Origin of the sequence: Caulobacter sp. RHG1 (assembly GCF_013181195.1) — a bacterium.
GTDB lineage: Bacteria > Pseudomonadota > Alphaproteobacteria > Caulobacterales > Caulobacteraceae > Caulobacter.
In genome coordinates this window covers 247,138-264,228 of record NZ_SMZP01000006.1, presented here as the reverse complement: position 1 = coordinate 264,228, position 17,091 = coordinate 247,138, and the positions used below count along the sequence as shown (strand labels likewise).

The following is a 17,091-nucleotide window of genomic DNA, read 5'->3' as shown; positions in this document are numbered from 1 at the left end:
CCTTGGCGAAACGCCACCCTAGCAGCGCCTACCGCGCCGTCGCCAGAGCCGGCGCGCCGTCGTCATCATCCTCGTTCAGCGCCCCCAGCTCGCCCCGCGCGCGGGCGGCCTTGCCGTAGACCCGCTCGAACAGCGGGCTGGCCATCAGGGTGGTGGCGATGGCCATGACCACCAGCATCGAGAACAGGGCCGGGCCGATGATGCCCTTCTGCAGGCCGATATTGATGATGATCAGCTCCATCAGGCCGCGGGCGTTCATCAGGGCGCCGATGCCCATGGCGGTGGCGTTGTCCTGGCCGTTCAGGCGGGCGGCGGCCCAGCAGGCGGCGCCCTTGGCCAGGATCGAGCCGGCCAGGATCACCAGGGCTACAGCCGCCAGGCTGAGACTGTTGACCATGGTCAGCTGCGTGTTGAGACCCGAGAAGGTGAAGAACATCGGCACCAGCAGGGCGAGCGCCAGCGGTTCAAGCTGCTTCTTCAATTCGCGGGTCAGCAGGCCGCGCGGCAGGGTCACGCCCAGGATGAAGCCGCCGAACACCGAGTGCAGGCCGACCGCGTCCATGGCCCAGGCCGACAACATGAACAGCGCCACGATCACCCCCAGCAGCGCGGGCGACAGCTTGCCCTCGCGCTCGGCGATGCGGCCCAGCGGGGCCAGCAGCTTCGGCCCCAGGGTCAACATGAACAGCGCGAAGGCTCCGCCGCCGACGATCGCCTTGACCGCCACGGCCGCGCCGCCGCCGAAGCTGGCCAGCACGATGGCCAGCACCGTCCAGGCGCCGGCGTCGTCGATGGCGCCGGCCGACAGCGACAGGGTGCCCAGCGGCGTCTTGGTCAGGCCGCGCTCCTGGATGATGCGGGCCAGCACCGGGAAGGCGGTGATCGAGATCGCCGCGCCCATGAACAGCGTGGCCTGCAGCGGCTGCACGCCCTTGCCGAACAGGCTCATGCTCATCAGCCACGGCGTCAGGGCGATGGCGACCAGGAACGGCGCGGCCATTCCCGACAGCGACACGGCCACGGCGCTCCTGGCGTTGGCCTTGAAATGGTCGCTGCGAAAGCCCAGCCCGACCAGGAACATGTAGAGTCCGACGCCCAGCTGGGCGCCGACGAACAGCACCGACTTGGTTTCCTTGGGGAACAGCGTCGCCTGCAGCTCGGGGGCCAGCAGGCCAAACAGCGACGGGCCCAGGATCACGCCGGCGATCATCTCGCCCACGACCTGCGGCTGGTCGAAGAACCGCTTCACCAGCCAGCCCATGGCCCGGCACGTGGCGACGATCACCGCCATCTGCAGGAAGAAGGCGACGCTGAGTTCAGCTGGAGTCATGGCGTAAATTCCCCCGGAGCGCCGCCTTTTGACGGTCGCGTTTCCAATCCCTGGCGGAACGCTAGCGGAGGGAGACAGCGTTGTCACGCAAGGAAGTAGAGCGCCCCCTCCGGCCCTTCGGGCCACCTCCCCCGTTTCACGGGGGAGGAGAAGGAAGCTCATCCTCCCCCGTGAAACGGGGGAGGTGGATCGGCGCCGATAGGCGGCGAGACGGAGGGGGCGCTAAGCCCTAATCCCGCAGCGGCCGCAGGCGGTTGACGTGGCCCATCTTGCGGCCGGGGCGGGCCTCGCCCTTGCCATAGAGGTGGACGCGGGTTTCGGGTTCGGCGGCCAGCTTCTTCCAGGCGTCGACGTCGGCGCCCAGCAGGTTGGTCATCTCGACGTGGTGGTGCGGGGCGGTGGGCCCCAGGGGCCAGCCGGCGACGGCGCGGATGTGCTGCTCGAACTGGTCGACCTCGCAGCCGTCCTGGGTCCAGTGGCCGGTATTGTGGACGCGCGGGGCGAACTCGTTGACCAGCAGCTTGCCGTCGGCCAGTTCGAACAGCTCCACGCCGATGACGCCGACATAATCCAGCGCGGTCAGGATCTTGGCGGCGATGGCCTCGGCCTGGTCGCGGGTCGCCGGGGTGACCTTGGCCGGGGCGACAGTGCGACGCAGGACGCCGCCCTCGTGATGGTTCTCGGCCAGCGGATAGCAGGCGATCTCGCCGTCGCGGCCGCGGGCGGCGATCACCGACAGTTCGCGGCCGAAGTCGGCCGGCGCTTCCAGGATGGCGTCCTGGCGGCCGATCTTGTCGAATGAGGCCTCGGCGTCAGCGGCCTTCTGGATCCAGGCCTGGCCCTTGCCGTCATAGCCCTCGCGGCGGGTCTTCAAGAGCGACGGGGCGCCGATCTTGGCCACGGCGGCGGCCAGGCTCTCGCTGTCGTGGACGGGGGCGAAGGCCACGGTCGGCACGCCGATCTCGGCCAGGAAGCTCTTTTCCACCACCCGGTCCTGGGCGGCGGCCAGGGCCTTGGCGCCCGGCGAGACCATCGCGCCCAAGGCGGCCAGCTCGGCCACGGTGTCGGCCGGCACGTTCTCGAACTCGTAGGTGACGACATCGCTGGCCTCGGCCAGGCGCTTCAGCGCCCAGCGGTCGTCATAGGCGGCCACGATCTGGCGGGCGGCGACGCGGCCGGCGGGCGAATTCTCTTCCGGGTCCTGGATGACGACGTCGAAGCCCAGGCGCGCGGCGGCCAGAGCCAGCATGCGGCCCAGCTGTCCCCCGCCAAGGACGCCGATGGTCGAACCAGGAACCAGGGGAAACTCGGCCATTGTCTCTTCTTAGTCCTCGACGCTTTCGGCGACGCTGTCGGTCTGGGCGGCGCGATAGGCCGTCAGGCGCTGGTTCAGGCCCGCGTCCGACAGGGCCAGGATCTGGGCGGCCAGCAGGCCGGCGTTCTTGGCCCCGGCTTCGCCGATCGCCAGGGTCGCCACCGGAATGCCGCCGGGCATCTGAACGATCGAGAGCAGGGAATCGAGCCCGCTCAGCGCCTTGGACTGCACCGGCACGCCCAGCACCGGCAGGTTGGTCATCGAGGCCGCCATGCCCGGCAGGTGCGCCGCGCCGCCGGCCCCGGCGATGATCACCTTGTAGCCGGCCTTTTCCGCGCCCGTGGCGAAGTCGAACAGGCGCTGGGGCGTGCGGTGAGCCGAAACGACCTTGGCCTCATAGGCCACGCCCAGGGCGTCCAGCGCGTCGGCCGCGCCCTTCATGGTCGGCCAGTCCGAGCGGCTGCCCATGATGATGGCGACTGGAGGCGTAGCGGCGGCCATGGCGTCGTTCCCTTTCGGCGCAAATGGAAGGCCGCCCCGTATGCGCGCCTTACCCGCCATGCAAGCCCAAAACGACACGGGGCGGATCAATGATTTGAGGAACCTGCGCGATTTCGTCCAATGGACGTGGTCAAGCCTTGGGCGCAAAGGCTCTGATCGCGGGCGCGTACCTGCGACGTCTTCGCGCCCCTCTTTGCGCGGAACATCGTTCCCGTTAACCATAGCCAAGCTGTGCAATAGCGATTCACGCGTAAAGCCCATGAAGATCGCCCCATGAAGATTACCGGCGCCCGGACCGAACCTTTCGCCGCCATCCGCAAGCGGGCCCTGGTCCGCGCGGGGGCTCAGGTGGTCGCGCGCGAAGTCGCCGCGCCCGACAGCGCCGCCTTCCTCGGCCTGAGCGAAGCGGACATGTCGCCGCAGGTCGTCGAGGCCCTGCAGACCCTGATGGGCGAGATCGAGGACCTGCGCAACGAGGTCTCCTCGCTGAAGCTGCGCCTGAACGAAGCGCAGGGCCTGGCCGACATGGACGCCCTGGCCCCCGTGCTCAATCGTCGCGCCTTCCTGCGCGAGGCCAAGCGCGTCGCCGCCTTCGCCCAGCGCTCCGGCTCGTCGGCCAGCCTGGTGTTCTTCGACCTCGACAACTTCAAGAGCGTCAACGACCGCTTCGGCCACACCGCCGGCGACGAGGCCCTGAAAGTGGTGGCCAAGCGCCTGCTGGCCAATGTCCGCGAGAGCGACGTGGTGGGCCGCATGGGCGGAGACAAGTTCGCCGTGCTGCTGTGCCAGGCAGACCAGGAGATGGCGCTGACCAAGGCCGAGATCCTGGCCGAGGCCGTCCGCTCGCGTCCCGTCGAGTTCGGCGAATGGTCGGTGCCGCTGCACATCTCGTATGGCGTGCGCGAGATCGAGCCCGGCGGCGATCCGGAAGTCGCCCTGGCCGAGGCCGACGCCTCCGTCTTCCTCCGCAAGCGCAAGACCGTCGCCTGACAACTGTCGGTCATGCGACCTTATCGCACGGCGACTCTACCCAGCTCGGCGAGATACAGATTTCATAGTCTGTTAAGCATGTCTGGGCGGGTTCGATGCAGCGTATTCTGGTCGCCGAGGACGATCCCGTCCTCTCGATGATCTACCAAATCACCCTGAGCGAAGCCGGCTTCGACGTGATGCTGTGCGCCGATGGCCAAGCCGCGTTCGAGGCCCTGGACAGCTTCGCGCCGGACCTCGTCATCACCGACCATTCGATGCCGCGCATGAGCGGCGGCGAACTGGTCAGCGCCGTGCGCCGCCGCTGCCCGCAAGCCGCCACCCTGATGGCCTCGGGCGTCAATGCGCGCCTGCTGAAGGCCGACCAGCACGCCGACGCGCGGCTGGAGAAGCCGGTCACGCCGGGCAGCCTGCTGCAGACGGTCCGGGCGCTGGAGGCCCAGCGCTATACGGTCTAGGCGATGATGTCCGGCATCAGCTGATCTTCCAGCCGGCCGATTTCATCCTTCAGCCCCAGCTTCTTCCGCTTCAGGCGGGCGATCTGCAGCATGTCTGGCTGGTAGCGCTCTTCCAGGGCGACGATGGCGTCGTCCAGGTCCTTGTGCTCCTCGCGCAGGTCCGCGATGCGACGTTCGATCGCGATGTCGGTATCGTCCGACGGATCATCGTCGTTCATGGACATGTCTCGAGTGGCCCCTCTAGGCGTCTTAGATAGCAAAGGCTGACGGCCGGTAAAGGCTTAGCCGTTCGGGTTGTCGAGCGCGGCGGCCAGCTGTTCCAGCGCCGAGCGGCGCGGCGGATCTCCCGCAGCCTCCGCGGCCGCGATCAGGCCGCCCAGCATCGGCATGGGCTGGCCGGAAGACCCGCTCAAGGCCTCCAGGCTCTCCATCAGAACGCGCTCGCCCCGCAATTCGACCGCCTTGACCGCATCGCGCAACGCTTCCTTGGCCGCCTCATCGACCGGCGGACGCAGCGGCTTCAGCGCCCGACGCACGCTGCGCAGCGGCGCGCCGATCTCGACGTCCCAGGCGCGCATCATCCGGGCGGCGTCCTTCAGGTCGGCGCTACGCCCCTCCTGCGCCATCCAGGCGGCCCACAGCAGCCACGGCACGTTCTGGCCATGGGCGTCCTGCAGATGCAGGCAGGCGTCTGCGACCGGTTGTCGCGCGTAAGCCTTCAGGGCCCAGTCCCAGAAGCCCATCGCTCTTAACCCTCGGCCCTGCCGGTGATGGTCTGCAGGTCCTCGCCCCAGCGCTTCACCGGGGCCCAGGACAGGTCGAACAGGTCCAGCGTCCGGCCCACCGACTGGTCGACCATCTCATCGATCGAAGTGGGCTTGGCGTAGAAGGCCGGCAGCGGCGGGGCGATCACCGCGCCCATCTCGGCCAGCTTGGTCAGGGTGCGCAGGTGGCCCAGATGCAGCGGCGTCTCGCGCACCATCAAGACCAGGGTGCGGCGCTCCTTCAGGGTGACGTCGGCGGCCCGGGTCAGCAGCGAGGACGTAACGCCGGTGGCGATTTCGCTCATCGTCCGCACCGAGCAGGGCGCGACGATCATCCCCAGGGTGCGGAACGAGCCGGACGCGATGGCGGCCCCAATGTCGCTCACGCGGTGGACGACATCTGCCCGTTCGTTGAGCTCGCTCGCCGACAGGCCGGTCTCCTGCTGCAAGGTCAGGACCGCCGACTTGGAGACGACGAGGTGGCTTTCGACTTCCAGATCGCGGCAGGCGTCCAGCGCTCTAATGCCGTAGATCACGCCCGAAGCGCCTGAAATTCCCACGACCAGCCGGGGCTTTTCACCGGGTCTTTGTGGGGGCTTCGGAGCGTCCGTCATGGTGAATTTTCGTCCGACTTAGGAGCAAGATCGGCGACGTCAAGCGCCGCCGATTGCAATCATATGTGATCTGACAGCGCCGCGCAGCCGGTGTTCACTTTGGTCTCCAACAGCAAGGAGCCGAGAGCCATGGCCATCGAATCCCGTATCCGCGAGCTTGGGACCCGTCACGAGACCCTTGATCGCAAGATCCAGGACGAGACCAGTAGACCCAACAGCGACGGAACCATGCTTAGGGAGCTTAAGCGCCAGAAGCTGCGCCTTAAGGAAGAGATCGAGGGCCTCAGGGCCAGGATGCACTAGCTAGGGAATAGCTGAAAAACACGAGGCCCCGCTCCAGCAAGGAGCGGGGCCTCTGCTTTTTCAGGCGCGGAGGAAGCCTAGTCCTCGTCTTCCTCGTCGACGTAACCCGTCGACTTGCCGAACACGTCCTCGGCCTTGATCTCGCCGCGCTTGGCGCGGAAGTCGACTTCTTCTTCCTCGACCTCGGGCTCGAACTGGCCGGCTTCGGCGGCGGGACGCAGGGTCGGGTCTTCCGGCAGGATGCCCTTCTTCAGGTCGTCCTTGGCCTTCTTCTCGGCGGCCTTCTTGACCAGGGCGTCCAGTTCCAGCTGGCCGACCAGGCCCAGGGTCACGGGATCGACCGGCTTGATGTTGGCGGCGTTCCAGTGCGTGCGGGCGCGGACCTGCTCGATCGTGGCCTTGGTGGTGCCCAGGAGCTTGGAGATCTGGGCGTCGGTCACTTCGGGGTGGTGACGCAGGAACCAGGCGATGGCGTCGGGACGGTCCTGACGACGCGACACCGGGGTGTAGCGCGGGGCCTTCTTTTGCGGCTTCAGCAGCTCGGCGTGGCGGCTGACCTGAGCCTTCATGCGGTATTCCGGCTTGGCCTGAGCCTTGTCCAGTTCCTCGCGGGTCAGCTGACCGTTGCCGATCGGGTCGGCGCCGCGGATGTCGCGCGCCACTTCGCCGTCAGCGATGCCGCGCACCTCCAGCGGGTGCAGGCCGCAGAAGTCGGCGATCTGCTCGAAGCTGAGCGAGGTGTTGTCGACCAGCCAGACAGCGGTCGCCTTGGGCATCAGGATGTCGGACATGCGGCCCTCCAGAAATGACGGCGCCCGGCCTTTCGGCCGGGCGGGATGTTGCAAAAGCTATAATCCCGTTCTTCGGGAAAGGGAACGGGGAGCTTTGGGGTTCCTGGCTCTATTCTATTGAGCGGACGGGACCTTGGCGACGACCTAGTCGACCGTCATCACCACCTTGCCGACATGCTCTCCGGCCTCGAGGTGGGCATGGGCCTTGGCGGCGTCCGCCAGCGGGAAGGTGGCGTCGACGATGGGCTTCAGCTTGCCGGCCGCCACCCAGGGCCAGGCGATACGCTCGACTTCGGCCGCCAGGCGGGCCTTTTCGTCAGACGAGCGGGGGCGCAGGGTCGAGCCGGTGATCACCGCGCGCTTCTGCATGATCTTCATCACCGGGACTTCCAGCACCGCCCCGCCCAGGCTGGCGATGTAGACGATGCGGCCACCGGTGTTCAGGGCGTCGAGGTTCTTGTCGAAATAGCTGGCCCCGACCATGTCCAGCACGACGTCAGCGCCGCCAGCGGCCTTGACGACCTCGGCGAAGTCCTCGGCCTTGGTGTCGATCGCGATGTCGGCGCCCAGCGCCAGCGCCTTGGCCTTCTTGTCGGCGCCGCGGCCAGTGGCGATGACCTTGGCGCCCGCCGCCTTGGCCATGGCGATCGCGGTTGTTCCGATTCCGGACGTTCCACCGTGAACCAGCAGAGTCTCGCCGCCCTTCAGCGCGCCATGCTCGAACACGTTGGCGAAGACGGTGAAGACGGTCTCGGGCAGGGCCGCGGCGTGGATCAGGTCCAGCCCCTCGGGAATCGGCAGGGCGTGGCGGGCGTCGACCACGGCGTACTGTGCGTAGCCGCCGCCGCCCAGCAGGGCGCAGACCTTGTCGCCGGCCTTCCAGCGGCCCGCGCCCACAACGACCTCACCGGCCACTTCCAGGCCCAGGGTCGCCGGCGCGCCGGGCGGCGGCGGGTAGAAACCCATGCGCTGCAGCAGATCGGGACGGTTCACGCCCGCCGCGGCGACCTTGATCAGGATCTCGCCGGGTCCCGGTACGGGACGCTCCAGCTCCACCGCCTGAAGAGCCTCCGCCGGCCCCTTGCCGCCGTCGATCGCGATCGCCGTCATCGTCTCAGCCATGGCCCGGCTCCCTCGTCACGCTTGCCTTGAGACCTAGGTAGGCGTCAGATATCCCGTAGAAAAGGGAGAAAAGCCGATGTTCGAAGAGCCTGCGGAACCCCGCGCCTTCACGCGCGGCGCCTTGAACGAGACGACCCACGAGGATCTCGAGGTCTATGGCGTCGCGGAGCTGGAGGAACGCATCGAGGCCCTGCAGGCCGAAATCGAGCGCACCAAGGCTCAACTGAGCAAGAAAAAAGCCGGCCGCGATGCGGCGAATGCGCTGTTTGGTCGCCTGGACTAATAGCGGTCTAAGGGTCTTTTAAGGTTTCGGTGAGGTTACTGGCGTCTTAAGCGCTCATCCGAACGCGGACGCATTCTTGTCGTGAGAAGGTCGGGGGTGGGTCGCAACGGGACGGCGAGTTCTGGCACGGGCGTTGCAGTCCCTCTGCCAAGCGAGACGTCCTCGCGGCCTTTCGAGGGGCATTGAGTAGCTATGACCGAACTGAACGCGTTCGCCGACACGCCTTGGCGCGCTGGAGTTATCCAGGACTTCGCGCGATCGGAACTGTTCGACCGGACGTTCGAGGAAGGCATGCAGCTGGTCGAGGAGACCGCCGCCTATCTGGACGGGGCTGGACGCCATGACAGCAAGGTGTTGTCGCGCAACGCCGCCCTGGACTACGCCACCGAGAGCATGCGCCTGACCACCCGCCTGATGCAGCTGGCCTCGTGGCTGCTGGTCCAGCGGGCCGTGCGCGAGGGCGAAATGCTCCCGGAAGCCGCCTGCGCCGAAAGCTATCGCCTGAACCTGGAAGCCGCCGGCGCACCGCCCGCGGTGGAAGAGTTGCCTTTCGGCCTGACCAACCTGCTGCAGCGCTCCGAGCGCCTGTACGAGCGCGTGCGTCGCCTGGACCAGCGCATGTACGTCGAATCGCCGAACGAAGAGGCCCCGCGCCCGGTGCAGGCCCAGTTCGACCGCCTGACGGCGGCGTTCGGGGGGTAAGGCTCCATAGATCCGATCTTCCCGGCGAAAGCCGGGACCCAGATCTCATGGCGCCTAAGCTGACGGGAACCGCTCGGCGCTTGTAGAACCCGCCTCAGCGCTCTTCCATCTGGGCCCCGGCTTTCGCCGGGGAACCGGTGAGTTACTTTCCGTACCGCATCCGCGCCAGCGCTCCGACCGCGCTTGCAGCCAGATCCATCGGCTTGAGGCCCGCCTTCCACTTCTCGAAGGCCATGACGTTGTCGATGCGGGCGTCGAGATGCGTCAGGGCCGAGGCGCGGCCCGAGCCTAAGTCGACCGCCAGGGTCGAAACGAGAATCCCCGACAGGATCGCCCGCTTGGAATAGTGGTTCTCGTCGGTCGCCGTGTCGCCCGCCCAGCGCCAGATCGCGTCGGCCGATTCCCAGGTCAGGCGTGAGGCCAGGGCCAGATTGGTCGGAAAGGCCAAGAACGCCGCCAGCGGTCGCATGACGTCGGCATTTTGCTGGGCCGCATCGAGTCGGGCGACGACGCCCTCACGGATTCGCTGGCGAATCTTCAGGCTCGGCAGGTCGAAGGCCGCCAGCGTGTTCAAAGCTGTCGCATCGTGGCGCCGCGACAACAGGGCGGCGAGATCTCGCGCCCCTTCCGGCAGCAGCAATTGCCCCTCGGCGTCGGACAAACCCACTGCGGCAAGGGCTCGGCTGACCAGGCTGGCGTTCCAGCCCGTGCGGGGCGCAAGGCGCAGGGCCTCGTCCAGCACGCGCTGTTCGGCCGTGTCGGCCCAGGACTCGCCAGCGTGACCCGAAGCTTGAGCGGCGGCGGAAGCGGTTTGTGTCATAAATCCGAGTCTACACTGGTGTTTAGGCCGCGTCCCGCATGGACAGCGGCTCCTCGCTCTGCTATCAGCCCCGCCTCATCGCCTGGGAGAACCCCTCTCAGGTTACCCGGTTTTGTTCGCCCGCCCGGCCCCTCAAGAGGGACTTGGGAATATTGGTCGGGCTGTCGAATGGAGAGATACCCCTGGTCCAGATTTTCGTCCGCGACAACAACGTCGATCAGGCGCTGAAGGCCCTGAAGAAGAAGATGCAACGCGAAGGCTCGTTCCGCGAAATGAAGCGGCACGTGCACTATGAGAAGCCGTCGGAAAAGCGCGCTCGCCAAAAGGCTGAAGCCGTCCGTCGCGCCCGCAAGCTGGCCCGCAAGCGCGCCCAGCGCGAAGGCCTGCTGCCGATGCCGAAGAAGCCGAGCCGGTAGATCCGGACTCTTCTTCGCTGAAGATCTTCGAAAGCCGCGCGGCATGCCGCGCGGCTTTCGTCGTTTCCGGCCGGGCGTCAGCGCCCCGCACAAGATGAACGCAACATAACGAGCGGCTCAGAACCGCTTCAGGCTGGACGTGTTTCTCTGTCTTCAACGTCGCTTCCCCCTCCTAACCGAGAGCGACGCGGAACTTGAAAGAGGAACCGAACCGATGATGAAGAAGATCCTGATCCCGATCGTTGCGGTCTCGGCCCTGGCCGCTGCCGCCCTGCCCGCCGTCGCTTCGGCGCAGTCGATCAACCAGCGCCAGGACATGCTGGAGCGCCGCATCGACCAAGGCCAGCGCAACGGCTCTCTGACCCGTCACGAAGCCCAGCGCCTGCGCAGCGAACTGCGTGAGACCAATCGCCTGGAAGCCCGCTATCGTCGCGGCGGCCTGAGCGGCTGGGAACGCGCGGACCTGGACCGCCGCTTCGACCGCATCAGCGCCCAGATCCGCTATGAGCGCCACGACCGCGACTATGGCTATGGCTACGGCCACGGCCCGCGTCGCTAAGCGACCTTAAGCCGGCTCCACCCGGAGCCGACCTTCAAGCACCGTCAGGCCGCGGCCGCGCAACAGAATGCGCGCGCCGCGGCTTTCGCATTCCAGGTCCCCGCCTCGGCCGGGATAGGCCTGGTGGAACTTCAGGACCGTCTCGCCCAGCTTGTCGCCGTACAGCGGCATGAGGATGCAGTGGGCCGAGCCGGTCGTGGGATCTTCCGGGATCCCTGCGGCGGGCGCGAAGAAGCGGCTGACCACGGCATAGGCCCGGCCAGGATCGGCCTGGGCGACCACCACGACCTGCCCCGCCCCATCCGTCGCCTCGCCGCCGATCGCCTTCAGCGCCGCCAGGTCCGGCGTCAGCGCCCGCACCGTCGCTTCGTCCTGCAACACAGCGATCAGATAGGCGCCGGCCCAGACCTCGACCGGCGTGACGCCCAGCGCGTCGACCAGTCCCGCCGGGACGTCCGTGCGACGCGGCGGATCAGCCGGGAAGTCCATTTCCAGTCCCTCGCCGGCGCGCCTGACGGTCAGCGGCCCCGACAGGGTGTCGAAGGTCAGCAAAGGGACGTCGACGCCAATCTCCAGGAACAGCGTGTGGGCCGCCGCCAAGGTGGCGTGGCCGCACAGCGGTGCTTCGCGTGCGGGCGTGAACCAGCGCAGGCCGTAGCGGGCCGGGTCGGCGGTTTTCAGCAGATAGGCCGTCTCAGCCTGATTGTTCTCGGCGGCCAGGGCCTGCATCCAGGCGTCGGAGGGCCATTGCTCGAACGGCTCGACCACACAGGCCGGATTGCCCTTGAACGGGGCGCTGGCGAAGGCGTCGACGGTCCACTGGCGCATAAGCGATCTCCCAAGCTGGACACCGCTGGTATGCGCCCGTCGAGACGGACGCAAAGCCTATATTGTCCCGATTACAATCAGCCCTCGATGCTGATCTCGGGCCAGCGGGCCTTGGCCGAGCCGGTGGTGCGCTCCCAGCCGCCCGCGCCCTTGACCCGCAGCGGGTTGGGCCGCAGGCGCTTGGCGAACAGGTCCTCCAGGCCGAACGGGGCCCAGATGCGCAAGCTGTCGTCCTTCTCCAGCCGCACGCCAACGCAGAAGGCCGTGGCCACGAAGCGCTTCAGGGCCGCGGCGCTGTCCTCCAGCGGCGGATAGGGCTCGTCGGCGCCGAACTTCTTCTCGAACCACAGATGGACCCGGGCCTGATTACGCACCTCGACGAGCTCGCGCAGCGGCGGCTGGAACGCGGCGGCGACGCGCTGGATGACGACGTCCTCGGCCTCGTAGCTGGTGTCGCTGTCGTCGTGATAGGCGACGTCGTAGTCCTTGATGCCGTAGTCCAGCGGCCGCCCCGTCAGGTGGTTCCAGACCGGCTGGTAGACCGCGCCCGAGAAGATCATCCAATCGGGCAGGTCCAGGTCGCGGACGGTCTGGAGCACCGCCCAGGTCATCGGGGTGGCGCGGACGATCTCTTCCAGCTGAGCCTCGAGCGTCATGCGCGCAGCGTCCAGCCGTGGTCCAGAGGGCCATGGCCGGCGCCGAAACCCGGGGCGCGCAGCATGGCCTCGTGGACATAGTTCCAGGCCCGGGCCACGGCCTCTTCCAGGGCCAGGCCCTGGGCCAGGCCGGCAGCGCAGGCTGACGCGAGCGTGCAGCCGGTGCCGTGGGTGTGGCGGGTCTCGATTCGCTCGCCCTCGAAGGTGGTTTCGCCGGCGCTGGTCATCAGCACGTCGACGACGCGGTCACCGGGGACATGGCCGCCCTTCATCAGCACGGCCTGGGCGCCCATGGCCAGCAGGGCCTCGCCGGCGCGACGCAGGTCGTCGGTGGTCTCCACGCTCAGGCCGGTAAGAGCGGCGGCCTCGGGAGCATTGGGCGTCAGCAGGGCCGCGCGCGGGATCATCAAGCTCTTCACTGCGCCGATCGCGGCCTCGGCCAGCAGGGACGCGCCGCCCTTGGCGATCATCACCGGATCGACGACGGCCGGGACGCCTGCCGCATGATCGATGGCGGCGGCCACCGTCTCGACCACGCCGGCGTCGCCCAGCATGCCGGTCTTGATGGCGTCGGCGCCGATGTCGTCCAGCACCACGCGGGCCTGGGCGGCGATCACGTCCAGCGGGATCGGATGCACCCCGGTGACGCCCAGGGTGTTCTGCACCGTGATCGCCGTGACGGCGGTGGCGGCGTAACCGCCCAAGGCGGTGATGGTCTTGATGTCGGCCTGGATGCCTGCGCCGCCGCCGGAATCGGATCCGGCGATGACGAGGACGCGGCCTTGGTGCGCTTTGGACATCCCCGGTGTTTAGGCGGGAATCGGAGGGTTGGGGAGGCCCTAAGCCGCCTGCAGCGCGTGCTGCCAGGCGCCGGCCAGGGCGCGCGGGAGGATCGGCTTCTGGACGACGACGCCGTTGTCCTGCTCCCCCATGGCCTTGGCGTGGCCGGTGACATAGACGACCGGGATCGGACCCAGGTGCGCCATGATCATCGAGACCGCCTCGACGCCGGTGCCACCCACGATCCGGTAATCTGCCGTGATCAGATCCGGCTTTCGTTTGAGCGCACAGTCCAGAGCCTCAAGCGGGCTCTCGGCGATGGCTACCGTCGTGAACCCCTGCTCTTTAAGGAGTTCCTCGATTTCCATCGCGATCAGAATTTCGTCTTCGATGATCAGGGCGTGTCGTGGTCGCATTGTTCACCAGCTTTCGAAAAGCCGTCCCCCGATATTAGGACAAGTGATTCCATCTCCGACAAGCGAGACCGAGTCGCAGTTCAACCCAGAATCGAAGCCTGGACGTCCAGGGCCTGAACCATCTCGCGCACATCGTGGACCCGAACGGCCGCCACGCCGGTGGCTGCGCCGTGCAGATGAACCGCCAGCGAGCCGCCCAGACGGTCCGTGGCCTCGCCAGCCGACGGGTCGATGCCGGCGATGAAACGCTTGCGGCTGGCCCCCAGCAGGACCGGATAGCCCAGGGCGACAAACCGCGGCAGGGCCTTCAGCAGCGCGATGTTGTGCGCCACCGTCTTGCCAAAGCCGATGCCGGGATCCAGCCAGATACGGTCCTTGGACACCCCGGCGGCCATGGCGGTGAAGGCCCGCGCCAGCAGGAAGGCCTCGACCTCGGCGACGACGTCGTCATAGCGCGGATCGTCCTGCATGGTGCCGGGCTCGCCCAGCATGTGCATCAGGACGACCTCGCAGCCCAGCTCGGCGGCGACCTCCGGGGCGTTGGGCGAGTAGCGCAAGGCGGCGACGTCGTTCCAGATCGTCGCCCCGGCGGCGACGGCCGCCTTCGCAACGCCAGGCTTGAGGGTGTCGATCGAGATCGGAATGTCGCTGGCCTTGCGGATCGCCTCGATCACCGGGACCACGCGCAGGATCTCGTCGAACTCAGCGACCTGCGCTGCGCCCGGCCGAGTGCTCTCGCCGCCGATGTCCAGGATATCGGCGCCCTGGGCGATCAGGCGGCGAGCGTGCTCGACGCCCGCGGCGGAGTCGAAGTGCTTGCCGCCGTCGGAGAAGCTGTCGGGCGTGACGTTGACGATCCCCATCACTCTTGGTCGTGTGATGGTCGGGCGCTGGTCCGTGCTCATCTGGAAAAGCCTACGCCTCGCGCAGCATCCGGTCGACCCGGGCGGCCAGGTCGCTGACCGCGAAGGGCTTGGTCAGCACTTCCATGCCGTGCTCGATATGGCCGTGGTTCAGCACCGCGTTCTCGGCATAGCCGGTGATGAACAACACCCGCAGGTCGGGCCGTAGCGCCCGCGCGCCGTCGGCGACCTGCCGGCCATTCAGCCCGCCAGGCAGGCCGACATCGGTGATCAGCAGGTCGATCGCGTCGTTGTTCTGCAGGATCCGCAGGCCGGTCGCGCCGTCCGGGGCCTCCAGGCAGGCGTAGCCCAGCTCGGCCAGCGCATCGACGACCAGCATCCGCACCGTGGGTTCGTCGTCGACCACCAGCACGGTCTTGCCGCCTTGCGCCTGAGCGGCCGGCGCTGTGGGCTCGACCGGCGCGACCTCTTCCTCGCCCAAGGCGCGCGGCAGGTAAAGGCAGACCATCGTCCCCTCGCCCACCTCGGAATAGATCCGGACATGGCCGTTGGACTGGCGCGCGAAGCCATAGACCATGGACAGACCCAGGCCCGTGCCCTGGCCAATCGGCTTGGTGGTGAAGAACGGGTCGAACACCCGCTCCAGCGTGGCCTTGTCGATGCCCGCGCCGGTGTCGCTGACGCAGACCGAAACGTACTGGCCCGGCTCCAGCCCGTGATCGCGGGCGGTGCGGGCGTCCAGCCAGCGGTTGCCGGTCTCGATGGTAATCCGCCCCCCGTCCGGCATGGCGTCGCGGGCGTTGATGCACAGGTTGAGCAGCGCGTTTTCCAGCTGGTTGGCGTCCACCAGGGTGGGCCACAGGCTGGAGGCGGCGACCATCTCGACCTTGATGCCAGGCCCGACCGTGCGGCGCACCAGCTCGGCGAAGTCGGCCATCAGACGATTGATGACCACCGAGCGCGGAGCCAGGGTCTGGCGGCGCGAGAAGGCCAGCAGGCGATGGGTCAGGGCCGCCGCGCGCCGCGCCGCGCCCTGGCCGGCCGCCAGATAGCGCTCGACGTCGCTGCCGCGCCCTTGGGCCAGACGCGCGCCGATCATCTCGAACGAGCCCGAGATCCCCGCCAGCAGATTGTTGAAATCATGGGCCAGGCCGCCGGTCAGCTGGCCGACCGCCTCCATCTTCTGGGCCTGGCGCAGAGCCTCCTCGGCCTCGCGCAGGCGTTCCTGTTCGGCCAGGCGCTCGGTGACGTCGTAGACGAACTGATAGGCTCCGACCTGCACGCCCTCGGCGTCGCGCAGGGGGTGGAAGCGCATTTCGTAGTAGCGCCGCTCGCGGCCTTCCTCGCCGAACTCGCCGATCTCGACGAAGGCCTCGCCCGACAGCGCCTTTTCCCAGACAGCGCGGACCGAGGCCTGATGCTCGGGCTTGTCGGCCAGCAGGGCCAGCATGTTGTCGCCGACCTGCGGCCGCATGCCGAAGATCCGCTCGAACTCGCCGGCTGAGGCGCCGTTGATGGCCAGCCAGTTCAGGTCCATGTCGGCGACCTGGACGAAGATGTTCGTGCCCTCGACGATGTCGGCCAGCAGCCGGCGCTCGGCCAGGGCCTGGGCGACGCGGGCTTCCAGCGTCTCGTTGAGGCGACGCAGTTCCGCCTCTGCCTGCTTGCGAGCCGTGACGTCCTGGAACAGCACCGCCACCTGGCGAAGCTCGGGCGGCTCGATGCGGAACGAAGACAGCGACAGGTGCCGGCCGGTAGCGACCAGCTCCTGCTCGAAACGGATCGGCTCGCCCGTGCGCAGCACCGCGCCATAGCGGGCCACCCAGGCGTCGGCTTCCTCGCCGACCATCTCGCGCAGCTTCTGGCCCACGACATTGGGAATACCGGCGTGGCGCTCGTACGCCGCATTGGCCATGATGTGCACGTAGTCGCTGAGCGGGCCGAATGGCCCGTCCAGGAATTCGATGACGCAGAAGCCTTCGTCCATCGACTCGAACAGCGCGCGATAGCGGCGCTCGTCGGCGATGCGGGCGTGCTCCAGGCGCACGCGCTCGGTGACGTCGTTGCAGTGGACCAGGACGCCCTGGACCAGCCCATTCTCGTCGCGCACGGGCGAGAACAGCAGGTTGCACCAGGCCGCCTCGCCGTCGGGCCGCGTGAAGCCGACCGTCTCGCGCACCACACTCTCGCCGGCCTGCGCCCGGGCCAGCAGCGACAGGCCCTCGCGGATCGGGAACACTTCGGTGAACGGCGCGCCCAGGGCCGTGGCGTTGGCCGCGCCGAGCAAGTTTCTGGCGGCGTCGTTGTGCAGCACCGCCGCGTCTTCGCCCCAGGCCAGGAACGAGGGAATCGGCGAGGCCAGCATCATGCCGGTCGCCACCTTCAGCGCCGGCGGCCAGCCCTCGGGCGCCCCCAGCATGGAGCCGGACCAGTCGCGCCCCGCCACCGTCGCGCCCATCTCGCCGCCACCGGTCAGGAAGGCGGGGATCAGGGGCGAATTGGAAGGCGAGTGCGAGGGCTCGTCGGCGACAGTCATGGTGTCCAAATAGCAGAGCCCCCAGGCCGCGTCTGCGTCGACAC

General features: G+C 68.0%; 22 protein-coding genes. 7 read left to right on the top strand and 15 right to left on the bottom strand.

Annotated features, from left to right (window positions below):
- Nucleotides 1-28: 28 nt before the first annotated feature.
- From E1H18_RS17760 to purE, 3 genes are all read right to left on the bottom strand, one after another.
- Nucleotides 29-1,330 (bottom strand): cation:proton antiporter, encoded by a 1,302-nt coding sequence (locus E1H18_RS17760; protein WP_172270912.1) that lies wholly within the window; start codon nucleotides 1,328-1,330, stop codon nucleotides 29-31.
- A 229-nt stretch (nucleotides 1,331-1,559) separates the two neighbouring features.
- Nucleotides 1,560-2,645 carry a 5-(carboxyamino)imidazole ribonucleotide synthase gene (locus E1H18_RS17755; RefSeq protein ID WP_172270910.1) on the bottom strand — a complete coding sequence of 362 codons (1,086 nt, stop codon included), beginning with the start codon at nucleotides 2,643-2,645 and terminating at the stop codon, nucleotides 1,560-1,562.
- A gap of 9 nt (nucleotides 2,646-2,654) precedes the next feature.
- Nucleotides 2,655-3,146: a 5-(carboxyamino)imidazole ribonucleotide mutase gene (purE, locus tag E1H18_RS17750; protein ID WP_172270908.1), complete on the bottom strand. Its 492-nt coding sequence runs from the start codon at nucleotides 3,144-3,146 to the stop codon at nucleotides 2,655-2,657.
- Between the two features lie 273 nt (nucleotides 3,147-3,419).
- Here purE and E1H18_RS17745 point away from each other — a divergent pair, with 273 nt between their 5' ends.
- Both E1H18_RS17745 and E1H18_RS17740 read left to right on the top strand, forming a co-directional pair.
- The gene (locus E1H18_RS17745) at nucleotides 3,420-4,136 is read left to right on the top strand and encodes a GGDEF domain-containing protein (protein WP_172270906.1); all 717 of its coding nucleotides are present in this window, start codon (nucleotides 3,420-3,422) and stop codon (nucleotides 4,134-4,136) included.
- Nucleotides 4,137-4,231: 95 nt separating this feature from the next.
- Nucleotides 4,232-4,594: a response regulator gene (locus tag E1H18_RS17740; RefSeq protein WP_172270904.1), complete on the top strand. Its 363-nt coding sequence runs from the start codon at nucleotides 4,232-4,234 to the stop codon at nucleotides 4,592-4,594.
- On the opposite strand, the gene E1H18_RS17735 is transcribed toward E1H18_RS17740, so the two are convergent.
- From E1H18_RS17735 to E1H18_RS17725, 3 genes are read right to left on the bottom strand one after another with little or no spacing between them, the layout of a single operon-like run.
- A complete protein-coding gene (locus tag E1H18_RS17735) occupies nucleotides 4,591-4,818 on the bottom strand; it encodes a YdcH family protein (RefSeq protein ID WP_172270902.1) in 228 nt (75 codons plus the stop codon). The genes E1H18_RS17740 and E1H18_RS17735 overlap by 4 nt on opposite strands.
- Nucleotides 4,819-4,875: 57 nt before the next feature.
- Entirely contained in the window at nucleotides 4,876-5,337 is a 462-nt protein-coding gene (locus E1H18_RS17730) for a TIGR02444 family protein (RefSeq protein WP_172270900.1), read from the bottom strand.
- Nucleotides 5,338-5,342: 5 nt separating this feature from the next.
- The gene (locus tag E1H18_RS17725; RefSeq protein WP_172270898.1) at nucleotides 5,343-5,972 is read right to left on the bottom strand and encodes a UbiX family flavin prenyltransferase; all 630 of its coding nucleotides are present in this window, start codon (nucleotides 5,970-5,972) and stop codon (nucleotides 5,343-5,345) included.
- Between the two features lie 129 nt (nucleotides 5,973-6,101).
- On the opposite strand from E1H18_RS17725, the gene E1H18_RS17720 reads away from it, so the two are divergent.
- Entirely contained in the window at nucleotides 6,102-6,275 is a 174-nt protein-coding gene (locus tag E1H18_RS17720) for a YdcH family protein (protein WP_172270896.1), read from the top strand.
- A gap of 77 nt (nucleotides 6,276-6,352) precedes the next feature.
- Here the strand turns inward: E1H18_RS17720 and E1H18_RS17715 are convergent, their stop codons facing one another.
- Both E1H18_RS17715 and E1H18_RS17710 read right to left on the bottom strand, forming a co-directional pair.
- Nucleotides 6,353-7,066, bottom strand: coding sequence for a DUF1013 domain-containing protein (locus E1H18_RS17715; RefSeq protein ID WP_172270894.1), 714 nt, complete (start codon nucleotides 7,064-7,066; stop codon nucleotides 6,353-6,355).
- A 144-nt stretch (nucleotides 7,067-7,210) separates the two neighbouring features.
- Nucleotides 7,211-8,188 (bottom strand): NAD(P)H-quinone oxidoreductase, encoded by a 978-nt coding sequence (locus E1H18_RS17710; protein ID WP_172270892.1) that lies wholly within the window; start codon nucleotides 8,186-8,188, stop codon nucleotides 7,211-7,213.
- A 76-nt stretch (nucleotides 8,189-8,264) separates the two neighbouring features.
- On the opposite strand from E1H18_RS17710, the gene E1H18_RS17705 reads away from it, so the two are divergent.
- Together E1H18_RS17705 and E1H18_RS17700 are read left to right on the top strand one after the other, a co-directional pair.
- Nucleotides 8,265-8,471 (top strand): DUF1192 domain-containing protein, encoded by a 207-nt coding sequence (locus E1H18_RS17705; protein WP_172270890.1) that lies wholly within the window; start codon nucleotides 8,265-8,267, stop codon nucleotides 8,469-8,471.
- Between the two features lie 192 nt (nucleotides 8,472-8,663).
- Complete coding sequence (locus tag E1H18_RS17700; protein WP_172270888.1) at nucleotides 8,664-9,173, top strand: DUF1465 family protein; 510 nt, start codon at nucleotides 8,664-8,666, stop codon at nucleotides 9,171-9,173.
- 142 nt (nucleotides 9,174-9,315) lie between these two features.
- Here E1H18_RS17700 and E1H18_RS17695 read toward each other — a convergent pair whose 3' ends face one another.
- Nucleotides 9,316-9,993, bottom strand: coding sequence for a COQ9 family protein (locus E1H18_RS17695; protein ID WP_172270886.1), 678 nt, complete (start codon nucleotides 9,991-9,993; stop codon nucleotides 9,316-9,318).
- Nucleotides 9,994-10,175: 182 nt separating this feature from the next.
- On the opposite strand from E1H18_RS17695, the gene rpsU reads away from it, so the two are divergent.
- A complete protein-coding gene (gene rpsU / locus E1H18_RS17690) occupies nucleotides 10,176-10,409 on the top strand; it encodes a 30S ribosomal protein S21 (RefSeq protein WP_096053900.1) in 234 nt (77 codons plus the stop codon).
- Between the two features lie 217 nt (nucleotides 10,410-10,626).
- Nucleotides 10,627-10,968, top strand: a complete 342-nt coding sequence (locus E1H18_RS17685; RefSeq protein ID WP_172271229.1) for a hypothetical protein — start codon at nucleotides 10,627-10,629, stop codon at nucleotides 10,966-10,968.
- Nucleotides 10,969-10,974: 6 nt separating this feature from the next.
- Here the strand turns inward: E1H18_RS17685 and E1H18_RS17680 are convergent, their stop codons facing one another.
- The 6 genes from E1H18_RS17680 to E1H18_RS17655 form a co-directional block, all read right to left on the bottom strand.
- A complete protein-coding gene (locus E1H18_RS17680) occupies nucleotides 10,975-11,796 on the bottom strand; it encodes a PhzF family phenazine biosynthesis protein (protein WP_172270884.1) in 822 nt (273 codons plus the stop codon).
- A gap of 77 nt (nucleotides 11,797-11,873) precedes the next feature.
- Nucleotides 11,874-12,452, bottom strand: coding sequence for a nucleotidyltransferase family protein (locus tag E1H18_RS17675; RefSeq protein WP_172270882.1), 579 nt, complete (start codon nucleotides 12,450-12,452; stop codon nucleotides 11,874-11,876).
- The gene (gene thiD, locus E1H18_RS17670; protein ID WP_172270880.1) at nucleotides 12,449-13,252 is read right to left on the bottom strand and encodes a bifunctional hydroxymethylpyrimidine kinase/phosphomethylpyrimidine kinase; all 804 of its coding nucleotides are present in this window, start codon (nucleotides 13,250-13,252) and stop codon (nucleotides 12,449-12,451) included. The genes E1H18_RS17675 and thiD overlap by 4 nt, the downstream gene beginning before the upstream one ends.
- A 39-nt stretch (nucleotides 13,253-13,291) precedes the next feature.
- A complete protein-coding gene (locus E1H18_RS17665; RefSeq protein ID WP_172270878.1) occupies nucleotides 13,292-13,648 on the bottom strand; it encodes a response regulator in 357 nt (118 codons plus the stop codon).
- An 80-nt stretch (nucleotides 13,649-13,728) separates the two neighbouring features.
- Complete coding sequence (gene folP, locus E1H18_RS17660; RefSeq protein WP_172270876.1) at nucleotides 13,729-14,553, bottom strand: dihydropteroate synthase; 825 nt, start codon at nucleotides 14,551-14,553, stop codon at nucleotides 13,729-13,731.
- A 10-nt stretch (nucleotides 14,554-14,563) separates the two neighbouring features.
- Nucleotides 14,564-17,047 (bottom strand): PAS domain-containing protein, encoded by a 2,484-nt coding sequence (locus tag E1H18_RS17655; RefSeq protein ID WP_194248061.1) that lies wholly within the window; start codon nucleotides 17,045-17,047, stop codon nucleotides 14,564-14,566.
- Nucleotides 17,048-17,091 lie beyond the last annotated feature (44 nt).